The organism is Brevundimonas sp. Leaf363 (assembly GCF_001424025.1).
In the GTDB taxonomy this organism is placed as follows: domain Bacteria; phylum Pseudomonadota; class Alphaproteobacteria; order Caulobacterales; family Caulobacteraceae; genus Brevundimonas.
The window spans coordinates 651,574-673,273 of sequence record NZ_LMPZ01000002.1; the positions used below are offsets into that span (position 1 = coordinate 651,574).

The 21,700-nt window shown below is 69.0% G+C and carries 20 protein-coding genes; 6 read left to right on the forward strand and 14 right to left on the reverse strand.

All coding sequences use genetic code 11. The annotated features are described in order from the left end of the window. Positions 1 to 36: 36 nt before the first annotated feature. Positions 37 to 1,512 (reverse strand): SDR family oxidoreductase, encoded by a 1,476-nt coding sequence (locus tag ASG17_RS06165; RefSeq protein ID WP_056103183.1) that lies wholly within the window; start codon positions 1,510 to 1,512, stop codon positions 37 to 39. A 124-nt stretch (positions 1,513 to 1,636) separates the two neighbouring features. Here ASG17_RS06165 and ASG17_RS06170 point away from each other — a divergent pair, with 124 nt between their 5' ends. Both ASG17_RS06170 and ASG17_RS06175 read left to right on the forward strand, forming a co-directional pair. Beyond that, positions 1,637 to 2,548 (forward strand): Hsp33 family molecular chaperone, encoded by a 912-nt coding sequence (locus tag ASG17_RS06170; protein ID WP_056100606.1) that lies wholly within the window; start codon positions 1,637 to 1,639, stop codon positions 2,546 to 2,548. Between the two features lie 118 nt (positions 2,549 to 2,666). Beyond that, positions 2,667 to 3,536: a hypothetical protein gene (locus ASG17_RS06175; RefSeq protein WP_156367747.1), complete on the forward strand. Its 870-nt coding sequence runs from the start codon at positions 2,667 to 2,669 to the stop codon at positions 3,534 to 3,536. Here the strand turns inward: ASG17_RS06175 and ASG17_RS06180 are convergent. The 7 genes from ASG17_RS06180 to ASG17_RS06210 all read right to left on the reverse strand — a co-directional run bounded on the left by ASG17_RS06180 (position 3,533) and on the right by ASG17_RS06210 (position 11,141). After that, a complete protein-coding gene (locus ASG17_RS06180; RefSeq protein ID WP_056100611.1) occupies positions 3,533 to 4,267 on the reverse strand; it encodes an SPFH domain-containing protein in 735 nt (244 codons plus the stop codon). The genes ASG17_RS06175 and ASG17_RS06180 overlap by 4 nt on opposite strands. Before the next feature lie 247 nt (positions 4,268 to 4,514). After that, positions 4,515 to 5,210 carry a phosphate regulon transcriptional regulator PhoB gene (gene phoB, locus ASG17_RS06185; RefSeq protein ID WP_056100614.1) on the reverse strand — a complete coding sequence of 232 codons (696 nt, stop codon included), beginning with the start codon at positions 5,208 to 5,210 and terminating at the stop codon, positions 4,515 to 4,517. Positions 5,211 to 5,225: 15 nt separating this feature from the next. Then, positions 5,226 to 5,939 carry a phosphate signaling complex protein PhoU gene (gene phoU / locus ASG17_RS06190; protein ID WP_056100616.1) on the reverse strand — a complete coding sequence of 238 codons (714 nt, stop codon included), beginning with the start codon at positions 5,937 to 5,939 and terminating at the stop codon, positions 5,226 to 5,228. A gap of 11 nt (positions 5,940 to 5,950) precedes the next feature. Then, positions 5,951 to 6,931: a phosphate ABC transporter ATP-binding protein PstB gene (gene pstB / locus ASG17_RS06195; RefSeq protein WP_056100619.1), complete on the reverse strand. Its 981-nt coding sequence runs from the start codon at positions 6,929 to 6,931 to the stop codon at positions 5,951 to 5,953. A 4-nt stretch (positions 6,932 to 6,935) separates the two neighbouring features. Next, positions 6,936 to 8,237 (reverse strand): phosphate ABC transporter permease PstA, encoded by a 1,302-nt coding sequence (gene pstA / locus ASG17_RS06200; protein WP_056100621.1) that lies wholly within the window; start codon positions 8,235 to 8,237, stop codon positions 6,936 to 6,938. Then, positions 8,230 to 9,660, reverse strand: coding sequence for a phosphate ABC transporter permease subunit PstC (gene pstC, locus ASG17_RS06205; RefSeq protein ID WP_056100624.1), 1,431 nt, complete (start codon positions 9,658 to 9,660; stop codon positions 8,230 to 8,232). Before pstC ends, pstA begins: the two co-directional genes overlap by 8 nt. A gap of 101 nt (positions 9,661 to 9,761) precedes the next feature. Next, the gene (locus ASG17_RS06210) at positions 9,762 to 11,141 is read right to left on the reverse strand and encodes an ATP-binding protein (RefSeq protein ID WP_056100627.1); all 1,380 of its coding nucleotides are present in this window, start codon (positions 11,139 to 11,141) and stop codon (positions 9,762 to 9,764) included. A 138-nt stretch (positions 11,142 to 11,279) separates the two neighbouring features. On the opposite strand from ASG17_RS06210, the gene ASG17_RS06215 reads away from it, so the two are divergent. Beyond that, the gene (locus ASG17_RS06215; RefSeq protein WP_156367749.1) at positions 11,280 to 13,553 is read left to right on the forward strand and encodes an ATP-binding protein; all 2,274 of its coding nucleotides are present in this window, start codon (positions 11,280 to 11,282) and stop codon (positions 13,551 to 13,553) included. A gap of 25 nt (positions 13,554 to 13,578) precedes the next feature. Here ASG17_RS06215 and ASG17_RS06220 read toward each other — a convergent pair whose 3' ends face one another. The 5 genes from ASG17_RS06220 to ASG17_RS06240 all read right to left on the reverse strand — a co-directional run bounded on the left by ASG17_RS06220 (position 13,579) and on the right by ASG17_RS06240 (position 18,626). Next, positions 13,579 to 14,979, reverse strand: coding sequence for an ABC transporter permease (locus tag ASG17_RS06220; protein ID WP_056100629.1), 1,401 nt, complete (start codon positions 14,977 to 14,979; stop codon positions 13,579 to 13,581). Beyond that, complete coding sequence (locus ASG17_RS06225) at positions 14,976 to 15,926, reverse strand: ABC transporter ATP-binding protein (RefSeq protein WP_056100632.1); 951 nt, start codon at positions 15,924 to 15,926, stop codon at positions 14,976 to 14,978. The genes ASG17_RS06220 and ASG17_RS06225 overlap by 4 nt, the downstream gene beginning before the upstream one ends. Positions 15,927 to 16,004: 78 nt before the next feature. Then, a complete protein-coding gene (locus ASG17_RS06230; RefSeq protein WP_056100636.1) occupies positions 16,005 to 16,604 on the reverse strand; it encodes a M23 family metallopeptidase in 600 nt (199 codons plus the stop codon). 216 nt (positions 16,605 to 16,820) lie between these two features. After that, positions 16,821 to 17,090 carry a hypothetical protein gene (locus ASG17_RS06235; RefSeq protein WP_056100639.1) on the reverse strand — a complete coding sequence of 90 codons (270 nt, stop codon included), beginning with the start codon at positions 17,088 to 17,090 and terminating at the stop codon, positions 16,821 to 16,823. Between the two features lie 123 nt (positions 17,091 to 17,213). Continuing rightward, positions 17,214 to 18,626: a short-chain fatty acyl-CoA regulator family protein gene (locus ASG17_RS06240; RefSeq protein WP_056100642.1), complete on the reverse strand. Its 1,413-nt coding sequence runs from the start codon at positions 18,624 to 18,626 to the stop codon at positions 17,214 to 17,216. A gap of 141 nt (positions 18,627 to 18,767) precedes the next feature. On the opposite strand from ASG17_RS06240, the gene aceA reads away from it, so the two are divergent. Further along, positions 18,768 to 20,048, forward strand: coding sequence for an isocitrate lyase (aceA, locus tag ASG17_RS06245; RefSeq protein ID WP_056100645.1), 1,281 nt, complete (start codon positions 18,768 to 18,770; stop codon positions 20,046 to 20,048). An 11-nt stretch (positions 20,049 to 20,059) separates the two neighbouring features. Beyond that, positions 20,060 to 20,269, forward strand: a complete 210-nt coding sequence (locus ASG17_RS06250) for a hypothetical protein (protein WP_056100647.1) — start codon at positions 20,060 to 20,062, stop codon at positions 20,267 to 20,269. A 298-nt stretch (positions 20,270 to 20,567) separates the two neighbouring features. On the opposite strand, the gene rpsU is transcribed toward ASG17_RS06250, so the two are convergent. After that, entirely contained in the window at positions 20,568 to 20,825 is a 258-nt protein-coding gene (gene rpsU, locus ASG17_RS06255; protein WP_156367823.1) for a 30S ribosomal protein S21, read from the reverse strand. 188 nt (positions 20,826 to 21,013) lie between these two features. Between rpsU and ASG17_RS06260 the strand changes: the two genes are divergently transcribed. After that, positions 21,014 to 21,682: a COQ9 family protein gene (locus ASG17_RS06260; protein ID WP_056100653.1), complete on the forward strand. Its 669-nt coding sequence runs from the start codon at positions 21,014 to 21,016 to the stop codon at positions 21,680 to 21,682. The last annotated feature ends 18 nt before the right edge of the window (positions 21,683 to 21,700 follow it).

Sequence of the window (21,700 nt, forward strand, 5' to 3'; positions counted from 1 at the left end):
AGGGCCGGGCGCGCCGATATCTTCTGTTGGCGGCTGTTAGAGGCGCGTGATGCGCCGCACCTTGCTGTTCGGCTGCTGGCTTTCCAGCACCGCCGCGCCGATGGCCGCCGCGATGGTGACGATGGCCAGCAGCGCTCCGCCCTCACGCGCATGGTCGCGCGCGTAGTCGCCGGCGTCGCTGGCGTAGCGGCGGGCCGAGCGGCCGCCTCGCGACAGGCGGTCGCGCGAATAGTCCCGCGCGCCGTCGAACAGGCCGTGCGCCCGTTTGCCGGCCTTGCCGCCGAAATCGCCGGCGCGTTCGGTCAGTTCCTCGAACAGGCCCTGGGCGCGCTTGCCGGTCTTGCCGCCGATCTCGCCGGCCCGGCCGCTAAGGTCCTCGGCGCCGTGCCGCACGGTCTCGGCGAAGTCGTCGAAGCGATCCCTCAAGGCATCCGTGTCGATCCAGCCGCGGGGGTCGATGCGGCGGCGCAGGGTTTCGTAACGGGTCGGGCCGGTGCGCTGGGTCAGCAGCACCGCGCCGATGACGCCCAGCGCCACGGCGGCGAGCACGCCGCCGGTCACGCCGGGGTGCTTGCGGACTTCGGCCAAGGCGGAGAACTGTCGAACCATGGGATAATGAACCTCTTCGTCGAGGCCGTCGTCCGTCGGGTCATAGAGCCCGTCGTCGTACGGCCGATAGGCGGAATGCCGATCGCGCATGAGGCTAGGAGCGAACCGGGCCAGCAACGGTTCCGCCAGTCCCGGCAAAGCTGAGTAAAATGACGCGATCAGCCGCCCCCCGCCGCCCACGCTGATCTCCCGGATCGGATGCCTGGCGCAGTACAGGATGGTGTCGGCCACGACGTGGGTCGCATAGACGGGCTGAGGGTTCTGGACCGCCTGTCCGGTCAGGTTGCGGGCGTGGCGGTTGTAGGGGGTGTCCACCGCCGCCGGCTTGACCAGACTGACCGTGACCGGCGCCTTCTCTCGCATCAGCTCCATGCGCAGGGCGTTGGTGAAGCCCTTCATCGCGTGCTTCGACGCCGAATAGACGCCCTGCACGGGCATCGGCGCGTCCGACAGGATCGATCCGACGTTGATGATCGCCCCGCCGCCGGGCCGCAGACGCAGGCGCTCGGCCGCCAGCAGCGAGCCGTTGACTACGCCCCAATAGTTGGTCTCGAACAGCCGGCGCTGGTCCTCGATCAGCGTCTCGCGGATGGGGCCGAAGATCGACACGCCGGCGTTATTCACCCAGGTGTCGAACCCGCCGAACAGCCGCTCGCACTTGTCCGCAGCAAAGGTCAGGGCCTCAGCGTCGGCGACATCCGCGACCGCCCAGGCTACGCGCGCGCCCAATCCCTGCAGCTCCTCGCACAGCGCCCGCAGGTCGCTCTCGCCGCGCGCGATCAGGAAGACCTTGGCCCCGCGCCGCGCCGCCCGCCGGGCGGTGGCCAGGCCGATCCCGGACGTCGCGCCGGTGATGACGATCGTCTGGCGATCAATCGGCTTCAAATCAGCTTTTGAGGTCATGGTCGGGCCCTGCACGTCGTGACGGAACGGCCCCCCGGCGGGGCCGGTTCCTCTTCGCCTCTTACCATGCGCCGTCCCGGCGCCTATCTTTTCGCACTTCCCGTCATCCCCTTGAGGACCTGCCGTGCCCGACCTCGCGCCCGCGCCCATCGACGATCTCGCCGCCGCCTTCCAGATCGAGGGCTGGCCCGTGCGCGGCCGCCTGGTCCGCCTGGGCGCCGCCATCGATCGCGTTCTCAGCGCCCACGCCTATCCAGAGCCGGTCGCCGCCCTGCTGGGCGAGGCGTGCGCCCTGGCGGCGCTGGTCGGCTCCAGCCTGAAGTTCGAGGGCCGCCTGATCGTCCAGGCCCAGGGCGACGGCCCGGTCCGCTACGTCGTGGCCGACTACGACACCTCCGGCGCCATTCGCGGCTATTGCCGCTTCGACGAAGCCGAGGTGGCCGCCGCCTCGACCGGCTTCGCGCGCCCGGGCGCCCAGACGCTGCTGGGCAAGGGGGTCTTCATCATGACCTTGGATCGCGGCCCCGACTTCGAACGCACCCAGGGCATCACGCCCATCGAGGGCGAGAGCCTGTCGCTGTGCGCCGAACACTATTTCGAACAGTCCGAGCAATTGCCGACCAAGGTGCGGCTGGCCGTCGGCTCGGTCCAGACCGACGACGGCGCCCAGTGGCGCGCCGGCGGGGCCATGATCCAGGTCGTGGCGTCGGACGATTCGCGCGGCTCGACCGAGGAGGTCTGGGACCGCTCGCGCGCCCTGTTCGCCACGCTCGGCGATGACGAACTGGTCGACCCCACGATTTCGCCCGAGACCCTGCTGTTCCGTCTCTTCCACGAAGACGGCGTCAGGCTGGAGGACGCGCGTCCCCTGGCCGCGGTCTGCCGCTGCTCGCGGGATCGCATCTCGGCCGTGCTCGCCTCCTTCGATCCGGCCGAACGCGCCGACATGGTCGAGGACGACGGCAAGATCCGCGTCACCTGCGAATATTGCGCCTCGGTCTATGACATCGACCCGGCGGACGTCCGGGCCGCCTGATCGGCGGCGCTCGTCATCGCGTTGAAATCATGATACTTCCACGCTGACCGCCGTTCGGGTTATGAGGGACCGGCCGCCGGCCTCGAACGTCGGCATCAAGCGCGCGTCGGGGGACGATATGACCGAAGAGACCCTTTCACCCGCATGGGCGGATGTCGTGTTCGCCGGCGCGCCGGACGCGATCCCGGATGACCGCGTGGTGTGCATTCGGATCGGCGTGCTGGACTTCGCCTGCCGGCTGAAGCTGGGCGCTCCGGGCGACCGGCTGATGGTCCACCTGCTCGGCGCCATCCCCGCCGGAACCGAGGCGCCGACTCTGAAGGAGACGGTCTTCCCCGACGGCTTCCACGTGCTCACGATTTCGGACCCGTCGCTGCTGCTGGACCTGGCGCTGCGCCGCGGCGTCTTCCTGGGCCCCCGCCTTCAGGATCCGCACGAAGGCGTCAGCGACATCGTCAGCGCGGTCGCCCGGCAACTGGGCCGCACGCCGGAGGAGACGCTGTTCTACGGCGCCTCAGGCAGCGGCATCGCCGGCTGCATGGCCGCGATCCGGCTGGGCGCCCGTTGCGTGGCGGTGAACGCCCAACTGGACCTCTATGCCGCCCGCAAGACGCCGCACGCGCTCATCATGCAGAAGATGTTCGATCCGGAATATCATTACGCCAAGATCCGGCGGGCCTATCCGCACCGTCTCCAGGTCGCGTCCGCCTATACCCAGGCTGTCGCCGAGGGTCGGTCGCCCCGCCTCATGATCTATCAGAACCGGCGTGATCTCATTCACTACGAAGGCTTCTACCGGCCGTTCTGCAAGCTCATGAAACTGGACCCGCTGGACGGCGTCACCGAGGACGGACGCGTGCGCGTCACGGTTCTCAAATATCCCGGCGGCCACAAGCTGCGACCCGACAAGGCGCTGGCTCTGATCGCACGCTCGCTCGCCTTCCTCTATCCAGGCGAAGGCGAAGGCGAGGCCCGCGAGGCGGCCTAGGTCTCCACGCCCGGACTGAGCGCCGCTTCGCCCAGCACCAGTGTCGCGCCCTTGCCTGATCCGATTGACTGCAGCAACCGCAGCTTCATCAGCTCGGGATTGTCCTTCAGCATCCGGGCTGCATTAGCCAGCGAACGCAGCGCCGCCTGTTCGCCGCGCGCTCGTTCCAGCTGCGCCAGTCCCTCCAGCCGAGCGCGCTCTACCTCGGTGGTCATGCGGCGAAGCTCTGGCGGGAGTACGATGGACCCGAGCGCGACGCGCTCGATCGTCAGAGCAGCGTTCGTTGTTCCGACCAGGGCCTTGAGCGCTTCGTCGATAGCCTCGTCCCGTCCCTGCAACGCCTCCAAATCACGGGTAGACGCAAGCTTCAGCAGTGCCTGGGACACGGCGAGTTGGAGTAGGGACGGAATGGTGACGCCCAGAGACGCTTCGGGATCGCTGATCGTATAGACCGCCGTCGCGCTCAGGCGGATCGGCAGGCCGTCCTGGGTGACCACGTCGATCGGTCCGACAGGCCAATAGTTCAACCCGGCCAGGATGCGCACGACCTGCTGATTGTTGTGGCGAAGCAGTGTGTACCTGCCCGGCGGCAGCATCCGCACGAACCCGCCGTCACGATATAGAGCGCCGACTTCCCAGCGGCTGATGCGTACAGCTTTGAACACGGAGCAGGTCGCCAGGGCCGCCACCACGAGGGCGACGAGACACGCGATCCATACCGAAGCCGACATCCCGCTCTCCAGACAATGATCCCGGCGCCGCGAGAGCGAGGCGGGGGCGCGAAGCCCGCAGAGCCTGACCCTGGCTTATCCCGAAGGACAGGCGCCGGGATGCCGTTGTGCACCCTATGGAGATGCGCCCCGCTTTCAGGCTGGCCGCGTCTTGGGAACGTCGCGCCTCGGTTCGCATCAATGGGGAGTCGAACCCCGTCGCAACCTTAGGCGGAACCGCCGTCGGCGCAAGCGCTCAAGCCTCTGCCTACGCTTCCAGGTCCAGCGAGTATCCCGCCGAGCGCACGGTGCGGATCGGGTTGGGGCCGTCGCCGATGCTGAGGGCCTTGCGAAGGCGGCCGACGTGCACATCGACCGTGCGGGCCTCGACATAGACATCCGAGCCCCAGACGGCGTCCAGCAGCTGTTCGCGGCTGAACACGCGGCGCGGATGCTGCATCAGATGGTCCAGCAGGCGGAACTCGGTCGGTCCCAGGTGGACTTCCGAGCCGCCGCGACGCACGCGGTGTGCCACCCGGTCCATGACGATGTCGCCGTGGGTGATGGCGTCGTCGGCCAGACCCGGCCGGATGCGGCGCAGCACCGCGCGAATGCGGGCGGCCAGCTCGACCGTCGAGAACGGCTTGGTCAGATAGTCGTCCGCGCCCATATCCAGGCCGCGCACGCGGTCGCTCTCCTCACCGCGCGCCGTCAGCATGATGATCGGCAGGTTGCGGGTGTCGGGACGGTTGCGCAGACGTCGGCAGATCTCGATGCCCGAGACCTTGGGCAGCATCCAGTCCAGCACCAGCAGGTCCGGCATGCGCTCGTCGACCTTCAGCAGGCCTTCCTCGCCATCGGAGGCGACGGCGACGTCATAGCCTTCCTTCTCGAGATTGTACTGCAGCAGGGTGGCCAGGGCGTCTTCGTCCTCGACCACCAGGATATGGGCTTGCACGGCCATGGCCTATCGCGCCTCTCAGTGGGTCTGCAAGTCGTCCGGGCCGGCCGGGGCGGCGGCGCGCGGACGCTCTCCGGCGATCTCGTCGCCGGTGATTTCATAGTGGACGGTCTCGGCGATGTTGGTCGCGTGATCGCCGATGCGTTCCAGGTTCTTGGCCATGAAAAGCAGGTGCGTGCAGGCCGTGATCGTGCGCGGATCGCCCATCATGTAGGTGAGCAATTCGCGGAACAGGGCGTTGTAGTGCTCGTCCACCTCGTCGTCGGTGTTCCAGACCGCCAGCGCGCCATCCAGTTCGCCGGCGGTGAAGGCGTTCAGCACCTCGTGCAGGCGGGTGGCGACCAGGCGGCCCATGCGTTCGATCGAGCGGGTCAGCGGCTGGATCGGCTCGCCTTCGGCCAGGATCAGCGCCCGCTTGGCGATGCCCTTGGCCAGGTCGCCGGTGCGCTCCAGATCGGTGGCCAGCTTCATGGCCGACAAGGCACGGCGCAGGTCGCTGGCGACCGGCTGGCGCAGCGCGATCATGCGCGTCGCCTTGCGCTCGATGTCGCGCTGCAGCTGGTCCAGGCGCGTGTCGCGCTCGATGACCGATCGAGCCAGTGCGACGTCGCGGCGGGCGACGCTGTCGATGGCGTCATTGACCTGGGACTCGGCCAGACCCCCCATGCGGGCGATCTCGGCGGCCAGTTGGCTCAGTTCGTCGCCATAGGCCTTGACGGTGTGCTGGTTCATCTTGATCCGCCTCAGCCGAACCGGCCCGTGATGTAGTCGAGGGTGCGCTGTTCACGAGGATTCTGGAAGATTTCCTCCGTGTCCCCCACTTCGACCAGGCGGCCCATGTGGAAGAAGGCCGTCCGCTGGCTGACGCGCGCCGCCTGGGCCATCGAGTGGGTGACGATGACGATGCAGTAGTTCTCGCGCAGTTCGTCGATCAGTTCCTCGATCTTGGCCGTGGCGATGGGGTCCAGCGCCGAGCAGGGCTCGTCCATCAGGATCACCTCGGGGTTCACGGCGATGGCGCGGGCGATGACCAGGCGCTGCTGCTGGCCGCCCGACAGGCCGGTGGCCGAGCTGTGCAGGCGGTCCGACACCTCGTCCCACAGGCCGGCGCGGCGCAGGGCCTGATGCACGACCTGCTCCATCTCGTCCTTGTTCGACACCAGGCCGTGGATGCGCGGGCCGTAGGCGACGTTCTCGAAGATGGTCTTGGGGAAGGGGTTCGGCTTCTGGAACACCATGCCGACGCGGGCGCGCAGCAGCACCGGATCGACGCTGCGGGCGTTGACGTCCGCTCCGTCGATCTCGATCCGACCCGTCACCTTGGCCGACGGGATGGTGTCGTTCATCCGGTTGATGCAGCGCAGGAAGGTCGACTTGCCGCAGCCCGACGGGCCGATGAAGGCGGTGACGGTCTTGTCGCGGATGTCCAGGCTGACGTCGTGCAGGGCCTGTTTGCCCTCATAGAAAACCGAGACGTCGCGCGCGGCGACCTTGATCTCCTGGTGCGCGCCGGCGCCGGTTCCGGTTGGGCGCGGTGTCGGCGGCGCGACCGGCGTGGGCTGGTCGGCCGAGCCGCCGGTCCCGTCGCTGGGGCCGGTCAGGGTCTCTCCGCCGGCGGAACGGGCCGCGCCCGGCAGGACGGCGCCGCCCATGCGCGGAGCTTCGGTCGGGTCGCCGGACGCGCCGGGGCCGTCGGGCGCATTGCGGAAGATGTTGAACTTCATCTGCTTACCACCGGCGCTCGAAGCGCCGCCTCAGGAAGATCGCGGCGGCGTTCATCACCACCATGAAGGCCAGCAGCACCAGGATGGCCGCGGCGGTGCGTTCGTGGAAGGCGCGCTCGGACGCGTTCTCCCAGATGTAGATCAGCGAGGGCAGGGCGCCGACGGGCTGGTCGATCGCCGCGGGCACGCCGGGAATGAAGCTGACCATGCCGATCAGCAGCAGCGGCGCGGTCTCGCCCAGAGCATGCGCCATGGAAATGATGGCGCCCGTCATGACGCCGGGCATCGCCAGCGGCAGGACGTGATGGAAGACGGTCTGGGTCTTGGACGCGCCCATGGCCAGGGCGGCCTCGCGGATCGAAGGCGGCACGGCCCGCAGCGACGACCGGGTGGCGATGATCAGCGTCGGCAGGGCCATCAGCGCCAGGACCAGCCCGCCCACGATCGGGCTGGCGCGGGGCAGGTGCATCCAGTTGATGAACAGCGCCAGGCCCAGCAGGCCGTAGACGATGGACGGCACGGCGGCCAGGTTGTTGATGTTGACCTCGACGATGTCGGTCAGCCGGCCCTTGGGCGCGAACTCCTCCAGCCAGACCGCCGCGCCGACCCCGACCGGAATTGCGATCCCGGCGGTGACCAGCAGCATCAGGGCCGACCCGATCACGGCGCCCAAGACGCCGGCGATCTCCGGCTGGGTCGAATCGCCGTTGGTGAACAGGGCGGTGTTCAGGCCCGACTTGACCGCGCCGTCGGCCTGCAGCCGGTCCAGCGCGTCGAGCTGGGCGTCGTTCAGGCGGCGCTGGTCCGACGGTGTCGAGCGCTGGATTTCGTGCTTCAGATACAGGTCCGCGTCGTCCGACACGGGCGCGGTGACCTGCACCGTCTGGCCGATCAGCGCCGGGTTCTTCGTGACCATCCCGGCCGCGATGAACTTCAGCTCCGACGACAGCAGGCTCTTCATCTCGACCGCGCGTGTGTCCTCGGCGTCGTCCTGCACGCCCCAACGCTTCAGGATCTGCTGCGAGACCATCAGCTCGTAGTTGGCGCCGGCCGGATAGCTGCGGTCGATCCGCGCCGGATCCATGTAGACGGGCAGGGTGACCGAATGGGTCCAGAAGGCGGTGTGCCCCTGCTGGACGATCCGCCCCAGCAGGATGACCAGGAAGGCGATGGCGATGCCGATGGCCAGCCGACCATAGAATTTGAACCGCGCCTCGCGGGCGTGGCGGCGACGCAGGCTGGCCTCCAGCCGCGCGGGATCGCGCGGGCGGACGGCGCCGGCGATGGGGGCGGCGGCGTCAGTCATATTGCTCTCGGTACGCCTTGACGATGCGCTGGGCGACGATGTTCAGCACCAGGGTCGCCGCGAACAGGGTCAAGCCCAGGCCGAAGGCGGACAGGGTCTTGGCGCTGTCGAACTCCTGGTCGCCGGTCAGCAGGGTGACGATCTGGACGGTGACCGTGGTGACGGTGTCCAGCGGGTTCAGCGTCAGGTTGGCCGCCAGGCCCGCGGCCATGGTCACGATCATGGTCTCGCCGATGGCCCGCGACACAGCCAGCAGCAGGGCGCCGGCGACGCCGGGCAGGGCGGCGGGCATCAGCACCCGGGCGATGGTCTCCGACTGGGTCGCGCCCATCGCATAGGAGCCGTCGCGCAGCGACTGCGGCACCGCGTTCAGGATGTCGTCTGACAGCGAGCTGACGAAGGGGATCAGCATGATGCCCATGACGCCGCCGGCCGTCAGGGCCATCTGGTTCTGGACCAGCATCAGATACTGGCCGATCCCGTCCAGCGGCCCGCCGGCCAGCAGGGCGCCCAGGTCATTGAAGGCGACGCGCAGGGTCGGCCCGACGGTCAGAGCGGCGAAGAAGCCGTAGACCACGGTCGGCACGCCGGCCAAAACCTCCAGCACCGGCTTGACCACCGCGCGCGTCAGCGATCCGGCGTACTCCGACAGGTAGATGGCGCTCATCAGACCGATCGGCGCCGCGACGGCCATGGCGATCAGCATGATCAGGAAGGTGCCGGCGAACAGCGGCACGGCTCCGAACGCGCCCGACGACCCGACCTGATCGGCGCGAATGGCGATCTGGGGGCTCCACTGCGTCCCGAACAGGAACTCGGCGATCGGCACGGCCTGGAAGAAGCGGAAACTGTCCCACGCCAGCGAGGCGATGATGCCGATGGTGGTGATGATCGCCACGGCGGCGCAGGCGAACAGCAGGCCGAAAATCCAGCCCTCGACCCGGTTGCGCGCGCGCAGGTTCGGCCGCAGCCGCGACAGGGCGATCAGCCCGCCCAGCAGGCCCAGCAGCACGACCGCCAGGACGCCCGCGCCCGAGATCGTGCTCTCGATCCTGTGCGCCCGCGCGCCCTCGGAGCGCAGGGCGGGGGCCAGCTCGCCCTCCCAGATCTGCAGCGGCTCGGCCCCGGCGGCGACGCGCTCGGCGTCGGCCAGGAAGGCTTCGCGTTCAAAGGGCTCAAGCGCGCTGACGGCGGCCGGCGAACCGGACTCCATCATGGTGTTCTTCACCGGACCGCCGAAGACGAGCAGCACGATGACGACCAGCAGGGCCGGGGCCAGCGCCCAGATCATGGCGTAAGCGCCGTGGTACCCGGGGCGGGAGTGGGCGCTCTGGCCCACGGCGCGCCGCGTCGCCAGCCGGCGACCGGCGACGAAGGCGATCGCGCCCAGAATGGCGCTCAGAAGCAGCAGCAACCAGATCATGGAACTCTATCGGGGAGGGACCGACTCGTGATCGGCGCTCGCCGATGGCGCTCTTTGCCCGCGATTGGTCAGCGCTCTGCGACGCTTTGGTGACAGTTCTGTTACAGCGCAGGCGGGTCCTTCGCGCGCTCGTCCGCCATCGGTAACCAGGCGGTGAACACCGTGCCGCCGCCCGGCTTGCTCTCGACCGCCAGACCGCCGCGGTGGCGGTTCAGGATGTGCTTGACGATGGCCAGGCCCAGCCCGGTGCCCGAGCGTTCGCCGCTCTTCTGGCCCTCGACGCGGAAGAACCGCTCGGTCAGTCGCGGCAAGCTTTCGCGGGCCATGCCGGGCCCCCGGTCGCGGATGGTGACGGCGGCGTAGCGCACGCCGGCCTCGCGGTCGGGCGTCAGCAGCGGCAGGCGGTTGCCCTCGATCGCGGCCGGCGCCGTCTCGTCCGGGCCCAGGCCGCCGCGCACCGACACTTCGACCACGCCGGGCGCGGGCGAATATTTGATGGCGTTGTCGACCAGGTTCTGGACGACCTGAATGATCTCGTCCCGATCCCCCAGCACCGTCACGCGCGCCGGCGCATCCAGTCTGATTTCGACGCCCTTGGCGCCGGAGAGCGGACTGACCGCATCGATCACGTCCGCCGCGGCGCGATCCAGGGCGGTGCGGCCCGACGGCGGGATGTGTTCGTTCAGCTCGATGCGGCTCAGCGACAGCAGGTCCGCGACCAGCCGCGCCATCCGGTCAGCCTGGGTCGCCATGATGTCCAGGAACCGGTCGCGCGCGATCGGATCGTCCTTGGCGTGACCGCGCAGCGTCTCGATGAAGCCTGACAGCGACGCCAGCGGCGTACGCAGTTCGTGGCTGGCGTTGGCCAGGAAGTCGACGCGCATCTGCTCCATTCGCCGCGCTTCGGTCTCGTCACGCAGCACCAGCAGGGCCCGCGATCCCTGCGCGTCCGGCAGCGGCCGCGTGCGCGCGCGCCAGCGGCGGTCCTGCACCCCGCCCGGCGCGAACTCGACGACCCGCTCCAGCCCGCCGAAAAGCGCCTCGTCGACGGCCTCCAGCACGTCGGGGTCGCGCACGGCCGTCAGCAGCAGGGCGCCTTCCTTGGGTATCCGCATCAACTCGCGCGCGGCCCGGTTCGCGAACAGGATGCGTCGCCGCGTCAGATAGTCGGGATCCTCGCCGGCGACGATCAGCACCGGGTCGTCCATGACCTCCAGCGCCTCCTCCAGCACCGTCGGGGCGTCCACGACGGCTTCGACGGCCGTCGCCGACGCCGCTTCCGCCAGGGGTCGCATCCGCATGCGCGCGACGCCGCCCAGCGCCAGGACCGTCACCGCCGCGGCGATGAACCACGACGCGCGCTCCGGCCAGACCAGGGCCAGGACGCCCAGCACCAGGGCCACGATGACCTCGACGCCCCACGCGCGCCACAGCGGTGAGAGGGAGGACGGCGCAACGGGGGAGGGGGCGGTTTCGGACATATATCTCTGGCTGCGCGGCGATTCTCGTGTCGCGCGATTCGTCTCTGATACCGCCTGCTTGCGGCGTTTAGACGACACAACAGACGTTTTCTTCATGTTCCTCCCTTAACGGTCGGCCCGCCTGCCAAGGGGGTTTGCTTGGGCGATCTGATCTACTGTCTTAGCGCTGAACACGACCTGCGGCTGGTCCTGGCCGCTGCTGTCGTGTGCCTGGGCGGCCTGGCTCTGGCCTACGAACGGCTGGGCGAAGCGATGCGCAGCCCCGCCGGTCCCCGTCGGCGGCGCGGCCTGGCGTTCGGCGCCGCACTAGCCGCCCTGGCGGTCTGGTGCACCCACTTCCTGGCCATGGTCGGATATCGGCCGGACCTGAACCTGAACTACGACGCGGCTCTGACCGTCGCCTCCTTTGTCATCATCGTCGGCGGCGCCTTGCTGGGCGTCGCCGTCGCTCGCGCCGGTTCCGGCTGGCCGTGGCGGGTGCTGGGCGCCCTGACCTTCATGGGCGGCGTCTGCGCCATGCATTTCGTCGGCATGTACGCCGTCGCCACCGACCGCCCCCTCAGCTGGCATTTCCACGACGTCGGCGTGGCCGTCTGGGGCGGCATGGCCCTGGCCGCCGCCGCCGCCTGCGCCTCCCGGCTTGAGCGCTGGCGCGCGCCGACCGTGGTCGGCCTGGCCGTTCTGGCGATCTGCGTCCTCCACTTCGTGGCCATGAGCGGCCTCAACACCCCGGTGGTGACGGACGCCGGGCAGGGCGTCTCCAACACGGTCCTCCTGACCGGCGTCGCCGGCGGCCTGGCCCTGATCATCGTCTTCGGCGCGGCGGGCACGGCCGTCAGCGCCTGGATGCGTCTCAGCGCCATGGGCCAACTGCATCAGGCCATCGCGGCCATGCCCGACGGTCTGGGCTTCTATGACAAGAACGACCGGCTGATGATCTGGAACGACCGCTACGCCGAGGTGAACCCCGAGGTGGCGCCTCACCTGCGTCGCGGCATTCGTTTCGAGGATTTGGTCCGCGTCGGCATGGGGCAGGATCTCTACGGCGAGGCTCTTGGTCGCGAAGAGGAATGGCTGGCGCGACGTCTGGCCCTGCGCGCGAGCGGCGACAGCGATTTCGAACAGCAACTGTCCGACGGCCGCTGGCTGCGGGTCAAGGATCGCCGTTCCAGCCGGGGCGGCACGGTGACGGTCTCCACCGACATCACCCCTATGAAGCGCGACGCCATCGCCCTGGCCGAGGCGCGCGACGCGGCCGAGGCGGCCAACCACGCCAAGAGCCTGTTCCTGGCCAATATGAGCCATGAGATCCGCACGCCCCTGAACGGCGTGATCGGCCTGTCCCAGGCGCTGGCCCGCACCGACCTGGACGTGAACCAACGCCAGATGCTTGATCTGATCCAGTCCTCCAGCCACACCCTGAAGGCGTTGCTCAGCGACATTCTCGACCTGGCCCGTGTCGAGTCCGGTCGGCTGGACATCGCCGACGAAGCCTTCGACCTGGGCGAGGCGGTCGAGGAGGCGGCGCACCTGTACGCCGCCACGGCGCGCGAAAAGGGTCTGCAGTTCTTTGTCCAGATCGCGCCGGACGCCCGCGGCTGGATTCGCGGCGACATCGTCCGGGTCAAGCAGGTGCTGACCAACCTGATCTCCAACGCGGTCAAGTTCACCAGCCACGGCCTGGTCAGCCTGACGGTCGAGCGGATCGAGGCGGCCGAGGGCGCCACGCTGCGTTTCGCCGTCCAGGACACCGGCATCGGCTTCACAGAAGACCAGAAGTCGCGCCTCTTCGGCCGCTTCGAGCAGGCCGACGGCGCCATCACGCGCCAGTACGGCGGGTCGGGCCTGGGCCTGGCCATCTGCCAGCAGCTCAGCCTGATGATGGGCGGCGCACTGGATTGCGAAAGCCAGCTGGGCGGCGGATCGACCTTCTTCCTGACCTTGCCGTTCCGCGCCGCCGAGGCGCCCGCGCCCGTCGTCCACGCCGAAGCGATGGAGGCCTCGCAGGGCACGACGCGCGTCCTGCTCGCCGACGACCACCCGACCAACCGCCGCGTGGTTGAACTGATCCTCCAGCCCTTCGACCTGGATCTGACCATCGTCGAGAACGGTGCCGAGGCGGTCGCGGCCTTCCGTCAGCAGCCGTTCGATCTGGTCCTGATGGACATGCAGATGCCGGTCATGGACGGCCTGACGGCGACGCAGGAAATCCGCCGGCACGAGGACGTGCTCGGCCTGGCCCGCACGCCTCTGGTGATGCTGACCGCCAACGCCCTGCCCGAACACGTCGCGGCGGGCCATGCCGCCGGCGCCGACGGCCATCTGTCCAAGCCGTTCTCGGCCGAAGACCTGATCGCGCTGGTCGCCGACCCCATGAGCGCCCTGCGCGCCGCGCAGCCGTTGGCGGCGTAAGGCCTCTCTCGCGAAAGCGGCAGGCCTACCGCCCGCCGCCCTTCACCGCCGCGCCGAAGCTCTTCCAGCTCAGCTTCACGTCCGACAACGCGCCGGCCCGGAACGCCCGGCCGGCGATCCACACCATGAACAGGGCGAACGCGAACATGCCCGCCATGGCGCCGATCACCTCGATCGTCGGCGGGTCCGACGGCATGCGCGCGATCATCAGGAACGGCGTGAACAGCGGAATCCAGGACAGGATCTTGATGACCGGCGCATCGGGCGTCTGAAGCGCCATCTGCATGGTGATCATCGGCACCACCAGGATCATCATGATCGGGCCCATCAGGGTCTGTGCGTCGCGCGGCGTCTCGCAGAAGCTGCCGATGGCGGCGAACAGCACCGCGTACATCATGTAGCCGCCGACCATGAAGGCCACGAACCAGGCCAGCATGCCGCCGCCCCACAGGATGTCGCCCACCATGGCCGCCTGCGTCGGGGCGAAGTTCGCCAGCGCCAAGGCGCCGATCAGGCCCCATCCGCCCAGCATGGTCAGGGTGACCAGCGCCACGCCGACCACCTTGCCCGTCAGGATTTCGGTCGCCGAGGCCGAGGACAGCAGCACTTCCAGGATCTTGTTCGACTTCTCTTCCATCACGCTGTTCAGCAGGATGGAGGCGCCGGTGATGATCAGCGACCACAGCAGGAAGCCGGAGGCCAGACCGATGATCGACGGCAGCTTGTCGCGGAACGACACTTGGCCGCCGCCCGCCGACTGCGGCGAGAACGCCTGCACGGTGGGGCGGAAATCCTCGGTCGCCTCGACCACCTGGGCGTCGATGCCGGCGGCCTCGAACACGGCCTTGCGGTTGTTGGCGGCCAGGGCGTCACGCACGAAGTCTTCCACCGTGTCGTCCGTCGCGCGGTCGGTCCAGACGCGGGCGGACGGCTTGCCCGCGGCGTCGCGGGTCAAAAAGACGACCGCGTTCAGCGGCTGCGGCGCGTCGTCGCCCAGATGGCGGCGCACGGCGGCGTCCTGATCCGGCCCGGGCGCGGACGTGGCGATGTCGGCGGGCGCCGCGACCAGGCGCATCTTGGGCTTGGACAGGGATGACAGGGCGCCTTGCGCCGCGCCGGCCCCCGCCGCCGGATTGGTCCCGGCGGGCGTGGCTTCGGCGGCCCTTTCGGCGGCCTCGCGCGCCCGTTCCTGACGGCGCTCCGCCTCGTTGGCCAGCGCGTCGCGCACGGCCTGCGCCAGACCTGTCGCCTGCGGGCCTTCCTCGACGATGGCCACCGCGCGCACCGGCTCTGACGATCGGATCAGCAGCGGCACCGCCCCGCCGATGACGGCGAAGGCGGGGAAAGCCAGCAGCGACAGCCAGAAGCCAACGGTGCGGGCGTAGGCCATGTATTCACGGCGCGCGATCAGCAGGGTGCGGTTCATTGCGCGACCTCCGGCGTGGCCAACACTTCGGAAGGCGGCGTGCCCGTCAGGCTGATGAAAGCGTCGTGCAGCGTCGGCTCCTTCAGGGCGAAGCGGCGCACGTCCAGCCCGCCCAGGAAAGCCGCCTTCAGCGCCTCCTGGCCCGAGCCGGTCGGCGTCATCGCGGCCTTCAGCACGCGCACATTGTCGTGGTCCGACAGCACCTCGACATCCGCCACGCCCGGCAGGCGGGCGACGGCGGCGGCCAGGATGGCGCCCTCCAGCTCCAGCCAGCGGGGCGCGGTCGCGCGGGCCTGATCGACCGTGCCCTCGAACGCCTTCTGGCCGCGCGCCAGCAGCACGACCTTGTCGCACAGACGCTCGGCGTGCTGCATGACGTGGGTGGAGAACAGGACCGTGGCGCCGTCGGCGGCGAGGCCCCGGATCATCGCCTCCAGCCCCTGCTGGTTCACCGGATCAAGGCCCGAGAAGGGTTCGTCGAGGATCACGAACTCCGGCTTGTGCACCACAGAGGCGATCAACTGGACCTTCTGGGCCATGCCCTTGGACAGGTCCTTCATCTTCTTTTTCTGCGAGGGGCCCAGGCCCTGTTCTTCCAGCATCAGCTTGGCGCGGCGGCGGCCCTCGGCGGACGGCAGGCCCTTCAGCGAGCCGAAGAAGGCGATGGCGTCCACCGGCGTCATCTTGCGGTAGAGGCCGCGCTCCTCGGGCAGGAAACCGATGCGGTTGCGCACCTTGCGGCCGTCGTCGGCGCCCAGGATGGTCACGCGGCCGCTCGTGGCCGGCTGCAGGCCCAGGATCATGCGGATGGTGGAGGTCTTGCCCGCCCCGTTCGGCCCCAGGAAGCCGCAAATGGAGCCCTTCTCCACCTCGAAGCTGAGATCACGAACCGCCTGGAACTCGCCGTAACGCTTGCTCAGGCCATCCAGCGTCAACGCTGCCGGCATGTCGCCTCCCCCTATTCTTGGAGCCAGCCTAGCAAGGGGCCGGTCTGCGCCGCCAGTCGAAACGGCGCCGGTGAGGCGTCAGGCCGCGCGAACCGAGAAGGTGCGCCCCAGCACGCGCGTCGGATTGATCTGCACGCCCTTGCGCCGCACTTCGAAATGCAGGTGCGGGCCCGTGGAATAGCCGGTGGAGCCGACCAGGCCGATGCGCTGGTCCGCCACGATCTCCATGCCGGAGCCGACGTCCACGCGGCTCAGATGGCCGTAAAGGGTCGTCATGCCGTTGGGGTGACGAACCTCGATGAAGTTGCCGTATCCGCCCGCGTCATAGCCGGCGCGCAGCACCACGCCCTCGGCGGCGGCGAAGACGCCGGTGCCGGTCGGGGCGGCGATGTCCACACCCTTGTGCATCCGCACGCGGCCTTCGCCGGCCAGTTCGCGCGCACCGAAGTTGGAGTTGATCGCGTGCTGGCGCACCGGCGCATCGAAGACGATCTGGCGCAGCACCGGCCCGGCAGGCGCAGCCACGGCCTGGATCGGCGCGTCGACGGGCGCGACGCTGGCCTCCGCCGGCAGCGTCACGGGTGAGGCGGCCATGGCCAGCAGGGCGGCGGTCACCAGCGCGACGCTCTGGCCGGTGTGGATCAGGATCGAACGAGGGGTCGGCGCAACGCGTCGCATTCGGCGGCGTCTCCGTCTTGAGCGCTAAGGGGATGGAAGCGCGACAGACCGGGGCCGCCAGCGCGATGACCGGCGTTCTAAGGATCGGTGGGGCGACTTTGGGGCAGGTGCGGGTGGCGGAAGGTCGCACCAGGGGAACCCTGGCGCGAAGGACGGCGAGGCGGACGATGGGCGAGGCGCGGTTGCAGGGGCGTCCGCGCCTCGACCCGGCCGCCCTCAGCCGAAGGGATCGATGTCAGCCACAATGCCGCCGATCAGCGTGTCCTGCGCCAGCAGATGGTTCACGCCCAGCGCGTCGCCGGCGAACAGCTCGTCGACCACGCCGCCCGACCCCACCAGGGCCTCGCCGACCTGGTCCAGGTTCAGGCTGGTCGCACCGCCCAGCGCGCCGCCATCACCCAGCACATCTCTGTAGATGGTGTGCGGATCGGCGTAGGCGTTGCCCAGGCCCGTCTGGGCGAACAGCAGATTGTTCAGCAGTCCCATTTTCAGCTCCTGTATTAACTGCCTGAGGTCGTATCTCCTCGAGCAATCAACCGAAAAAACACGCCAAGGTTGCTGGTTAATCTAAGTTAAGGACGATTCTGCTGGTGGCGCTCAACTTCGCCGTTAGTTTCCGGCGAAGGGGAAGGGGCTGATCGACTTGGCCCAGTCATCGACCGACAGCGGCCGGTCGAACGGCGCGGCGGCGCGCTCGGCGCACGGATGGCGGTGGCACAGCGCGCAGGCCGGACCGATCGGCGTCACCTCTGGATCGTTCAGATCCAGCCCCCGCGCATAGACCAGCTTGCGCGCGTGCTTCAGCTCGCAGCCCAGGCCGATGGCCAGGTCGTCCGGCTCGCCGTAGCCGTCGCGGCCCTGACGCTCGATCGTTCGGGCCAGGGTGAACCAGCGCCCGCCGTCCGGCGTCTCGATGATCTGCGTCAGCACACGGCCGGGCGTGCGGAACGCACTGTGCAGCCGCCACCGCCCGCAGGCGCCGCCGAACCGGGCGAAGGGGAAGCGGGCGGAGGCGAAGCGCTTGGACACATTGCCCGCCTGATCCACCCGCATCAGGAAGAAGGGCACGCCCCGCGCGGTCGGGCGTGAGAGCGTGGTCAGGCGGTGCGCGGCCTGTTCGAAGCTGACGCCGAAGCGAGCCTGGAGCCGCGACAGGTCATAGCCGGACGCCTCGGCCGCAGCCTGGAACGCGCCGTACGGCATCAGGATGGCCGCCGCCAAGGTGTTGCACAGCGCCACCTTCAGCAACCGGCCGGTCGCTCCATCCGGTGGCGCGGCCGCGTCGCGCAGGGCGTTCAGCTCGGCCTCGTGCTCGGCCATGGCCAACTGATAGGCGACGGCGAACGCGCGCGACGCAGGTCCCAGCGTGTCCGACAGCAGCAGCCGGCGACGGTGCGGATCGAACCGCCGCGTCCATTCCACCATGACTTCGGCGGGCAGCGTGCGCACGCTCAAACCGTGTCGCTCCGACAACCGGGCGCGAGCGCGGGTCTCGAACGGTTCGCCGGGCGTGGCGGCCGCCAGCGCCTCGGCCAGGGTTTCACCCAGTGCGTCGAGTTCGGGGAAGTGGTTGGCGCGGGCCTGGATGTAGTCGCGCACCCAGTCGGCCGGGCTGTCGTCCGGCGCCGCGCCCGCCTCGACATTGGCCCGCGCCCGCCGTTCGGCGAAGGCGCGGTACAGTTTCAGCACCGCATCAGCCACCGCCGGTTGGTCCTCGGCCAGCTGCATCACCTCGTGGCGCGGCGGGGCAACGCCCGCGAACAGCGGATCGGCGAACACCTCGGCTAGCGCCGCCTCCGACGCCACGCCGCCCGCCTGGCCGAACGCGCGCAGGTCTACGTCGTAGGTCTCGGCCAGGCGCAGCAGCAGTTGCGCCGACACCGGCCGCTGGTTGCGCTCGATGTGATTCAGATAGCTGGGCGAGACCGTCAGGTCGGCGGCCATCGCCGTCTGGCTCAGCCCCAGCTCGCGCCGGAGCCGCTTCAGCCGCCCGCCCAGAAACAGTTTGCGATCCGCATCCATGGGCAGACAGTGTCACATCATGACGCTTAAGCAAGTGTCACGATGTGACTGTTTTGCTCGATCCTCACCAGCTTGTCCGTATCAATTGTGACGGGCCCGTGTTTCCTGTCCGGATCGAAGATCCTTTCAGGACCCACCGCCATGACGACCTTCGCCGATCTGGTCCCCGCCCCCACCGGCCGCTTTGACGGCATTGAGCGCCCTTACACGCCGGACGACGTCCTGCGCCTGCGCGGCTCGGTCCCGATCACGCATACGCTGGCCGAGCGCGGCGCCAACCGCCTGTGGGCGCTGCTGCACGGCGAGCCGTTCGTGAACGCCCTGGGCGCCGTCACCGGCAACCAGGCGATGCAGATGGTCCGGGCGGGACTGAAGGCCATCTATCTGTCGGGCTGGCAGGTGGCGGCGGACGCCAATACGGCCGGGGCCATGTACCCGGACCAGTCGCTGTACCCGGCCAACGCCGCGCCCGAGCTGTGCCGCCGCATCAACCGCACCCTGCAGCGCGCCGACCAGATCGAGCACGCCGAGGGCGGCGCCAAGCGTGACTGGTTCGTCCCCATCGTCGCCGACGCCGAGGCCGGGTTCGGCGGGCCTCTGAACAGCTTCGAGATCATGAAGGCCTTCATCGAAGCGGGCGCTGCGGGCGTCCACTTCGAGGACCAGCTGGCCAGTGAGAAAAAGTGCGGCCACTTGGGCGGCAAGGTTCTGATCCCGACCCAGGCGCACGAACGCAACCTGATCGCCGCGCGCCTGGCCGCCGACGTCATGGGCGCGCCGACGCTGACGGTGGCCCGGACGGACGCCGAATCGGCCCAGCTGATCACCAGCGACATCGACGAACGGGACCAGCCCTTCATCGAGCGCGAGAACCGCACGCCCGAGGGCTTCTTCCGCCTGAAGGCCGGCACGGGGCTGGATCACTGCATCGCGCGGGGCCTGTCCTACGCCAGCATCGCCGACGTCCTGTGGTGGGAGACCAGCCACCCGGATCTGGACGATGCGCGCCGCTTCGCCGAGGCGATCCAGAAGGAGCACCCCGGCAAGCTGATGGCCTACAACTGCTCGCCCTCCTTCAACTGGAAGGCCAAGCTGGACGACGCGACCATCGCCAAGTTCCAGCGCGAGCTGGGCGCCATGGGCTACAAGTTCCAGTTCGTGACCCTGGCCGGCTTCCACAGCCTGAACAACGCGATGTTCGAGCTGGCGGACGGTTACCGCGACGGGGGCATGGCGGCTTACTCCGAGCTTCAGCAGCGCGAGTTCGCCAATGAGGCCGCCGGCTACACCGCCACGCGCCACCAGCGCGAGGTTGGCACCGGCTACTTCGACCAGGTCGCCACCGTCATCTCGAACGGCCAGTCCTCGACCACCGCCATGGGCGCCTCGACCGAGACCGCCCAGTTCATCGCCGCCGAATAGGGAGACTGACCATGCAACCGATCACATCCACCGACGCCATCATCGACTTCTGCCTGTCGCCCTTGAACTTCGACCGGCAGACGGAGGCCGAACGCGAAGTCCGCCGCCGCATGACCCACGTTATCCGCACCTTCCAGATGAAGGCGGCCCAGCCCGTCGCCATCGACTTCTCCAACATGCCCAGCCAGGTCATCAACGAAGCCGCCCACGGGTATGAATGAACTTTCCCTCTCCCGGACGGAGAGGGCTTGAGCACCTGAGAGCCGGAGGCGATCAGTTTTGTGCGAAAGGGTGAGGGGTGGGCGGCTAACAGGACAGGGCTGTCCCCTCACCCTTTCGGCTTAGCCAATCGCTCCGCTCTTGGAGCCTCAAGCCCTCTCCCTCTGGGAGAGGGTTTTGCGTCGTGGGTGAGAGCAGGGATCCGACCGAGCCGCCTGGCCCCCGCCGCCGCAGCCCAAAGCAAAAGGGCCGCCCCTTTCGGAGCGGCCCTTTCAAATTCTTCAGTCGTACGACCCGGTGTTACCGGTTGCCGCCGCCCCCACCGCCCGGAACCCGGGGCTTCGGAGCCGGCAGCAGGCCTTCGCGCTGGGCGCGCTTGCGGGCCAGCTTGCGGGCGCGGCGCACGGCCTCGGCCTTCTGGCGGGCGCGCTTCTCCGAGGGCTTCTCGTAGTGCACGTGGCGCTTCATTTCACGGAAGCTGCCTTCGCGTTGCATCTTCTTCTTGAGGGCTTTGAGCGCTTGATCGACGTTATTATCGCGAACGAAAATCTGTACCAGGTTCAACTCTCCTTTGGCCGCCCGCCGCGTCCCTCTCAGGGAAGACGGGCAGACAAAACGAATCCGCAGCCCACGAGAAGGCCCGCGAGCGAAGGCGCGCTATTATACGAACGACCCCAGCCTGTCCATACGGCGGCGTGACGGAAAGCCTGCTCGCATGGGCGCCTTGACGGGACTATGTTGCGCCCATGCCGACGACCCAGTCCATTCCCAACGCTGAGCCCGACTGGGCCGACGATATGGAACAGCGCGTGCTGGATCGCGCGCTCGAGCGGGTTGCGGTCCTCGGCTGGAACCGCCGTCTGGTTCGCGCCGCCTGCGCCGCCGAAGGCCTGAGCCTCGGTGACGAGGAGCTGCTGCTGCCCAACGGCGCCCGCGACCTGATCGCCCTCTTGTGGCGGCGTCACGACGCCCGCGCCATGGCCACCCTGGCCGAAATCGATCCCGCGACCCTGAAAATCCGCGAGCGCATCGCCCGCGCCGTCGACGCTCGCCTGGAGGCGACCGACGCGGACCGTGAGGCGACCCGGCGCCTGTCCGGCTTCCTGCACCTGCCGACCAACGCCGATCTGGGCGCGACCCTAACCTGGGCCACCGCCGACCAGCTGTGGCGCTGGGCTGGCGATACGGCCAGCGACTGGAACCACTACACCAAGCGGCTGATCCTCTCGGGCATCATCGGCCCGGCCATGACCCTGCGCCTGTTCGACGGCCCCGAGGCTGCCGACGCCTACGTCGCGGCCCGCATCGACAACGTCATGAGCTTCGAGAAGTGGAAGGCCGGCAAGGACTTCGACGCGCCGGCCCGCAAGGTGGGAGAGTTGCTCAGCCGGTTGCGGTACGGGGCTAAGACGTAGCGTCCCTCTCTCAAAGGG

What these genes read in the sequence shown, in the direction of transcription:
- ASG17_RS06175 (WP_156367747.1), top strand. Translation starts at nt 2,667, where the DNA reads ATGACCGAAGAGACCCTTTCACCCGCATGGGCGGATGTCGTGTTCGCC.
- ASG17_RS06180 (WP_056100611.1), bottom strand. Translation starts at nt 4,267, where the DNA reads ATGTCGGCTTCGGTATGGATCGCGTGTCTCGTCGCCCTCGTGGTGGCG.
- ASG17_RS06165 (WP_056103183.1), bottom strand. Translation starts at nt 1,512, where the DNA reads ATGACCTCAAAAGCTGATTTGAAGCCGATTGATCGCCAGACGATCGTC.
- ASG17_RS06250 (WP_056100647.1), top strand. Translation starts at nt 20,060, where the DNA reads ATGCAACCGATCACATCCACCGACGCCATCATCGACTTCTGCCTGTCG.
- phoB (WP_056100614.1), bottom strand. Translation starts at nt 5,210, where the DNA reads ATGGCCGTGCAAGCCCATATCCTGGTGGTCGAGGACGAAGACGCCCTG.
- aceA (WP_056100645.1), top strand. Translation starts at nt 18,768, where the DNA reads ATGACGACCTTCGCCGATCTGGTCCCCGCCCCCACCGGCCGCTTTGAC.
- ASG17_RS06235 (WP_056100639.1), bottom strand. Translation starts at nt 17,090, where the DNA reads ATGGGACTGCTGAACAATCTGCTGTTCGCCCAGACGGGCCTGGGCAAC.
- phoU (WP_056100616.1), bottom strand. Translation starts at nt 5,939, where the DNA reads ATGAACCAGCACACCGTCAAGGCCTATGGCGACGAACTGAGCCAACTG.
- ASG17_RS06210 (WP_056100627.1), bottom strand. Translation starts at nt 11,141, where the DNA reads ATGTCCGAAACCGCCCCCTCCCCCGTTGCGCCGTCCTCCCTCTCACCG.
- pstC (WP_056100624.1), bottom strand. Translation starts at nt 9,660, where the DNA reads ATGATCTGGTTGCTGCTGCTTCTGAGCGCCATTCTGGGCGCGATCGCC.
- pstB (WP_056100619.1), bottom strand. Translation starts at nt 6,931, where the DNA reads ATGAAGTTCAACATCTTCCGCAATGCGCCCGACGGCCCCGGCGCGTCC.
- ASG17_RS06240 (WP_056100642.1), bottom strand. Translation starts at nt 18,626, where the DNA reads ATGGATGCGGATCGCAAACTGTTTCTGGGCGGGCGGCTGAAGCGGCTC.
- ASG17_RS06230 (WP_056100636.1), bottom strand. Translation starts at nt 16,604, where the DNA reads ATGCGACGCGTTGCGCCGACCCCTCGTTCGATCCTGATCCACACCGGC.
- pstA (WP_056100621.1), bottom strand. Translation starts at nt 8,237, where the DNA reads ATGACTGACGCCGCCGCCCCCATCGCCGGCGCCGTCCGCCCGCGCGAT.
- ASG17_RS06220 (WP_056100629.1), bottom strand. Translation starts at nt 14,979, where the DNA reads ATGAACCGCACCCTGCTGATCGCGCGCCGTGAATACATGGCCTACGCC.
- ASG17_RS06260 (WP_056100653.1), top strand. Translation starts at nt 21,014, where the DNA reads ATGCCGACGACCCAGTCCATTCCCAACGCTGAGCCCGACTGGGCCGAC.
- ASG17_RS06225 (WP_056100632.1), bottom strand. Translation starts at nt 15,926, where the DNA reads ATGCCGGCAGCGTTGACGCTGGATGGCCTGAGCAAGCGTTACGGCGAG.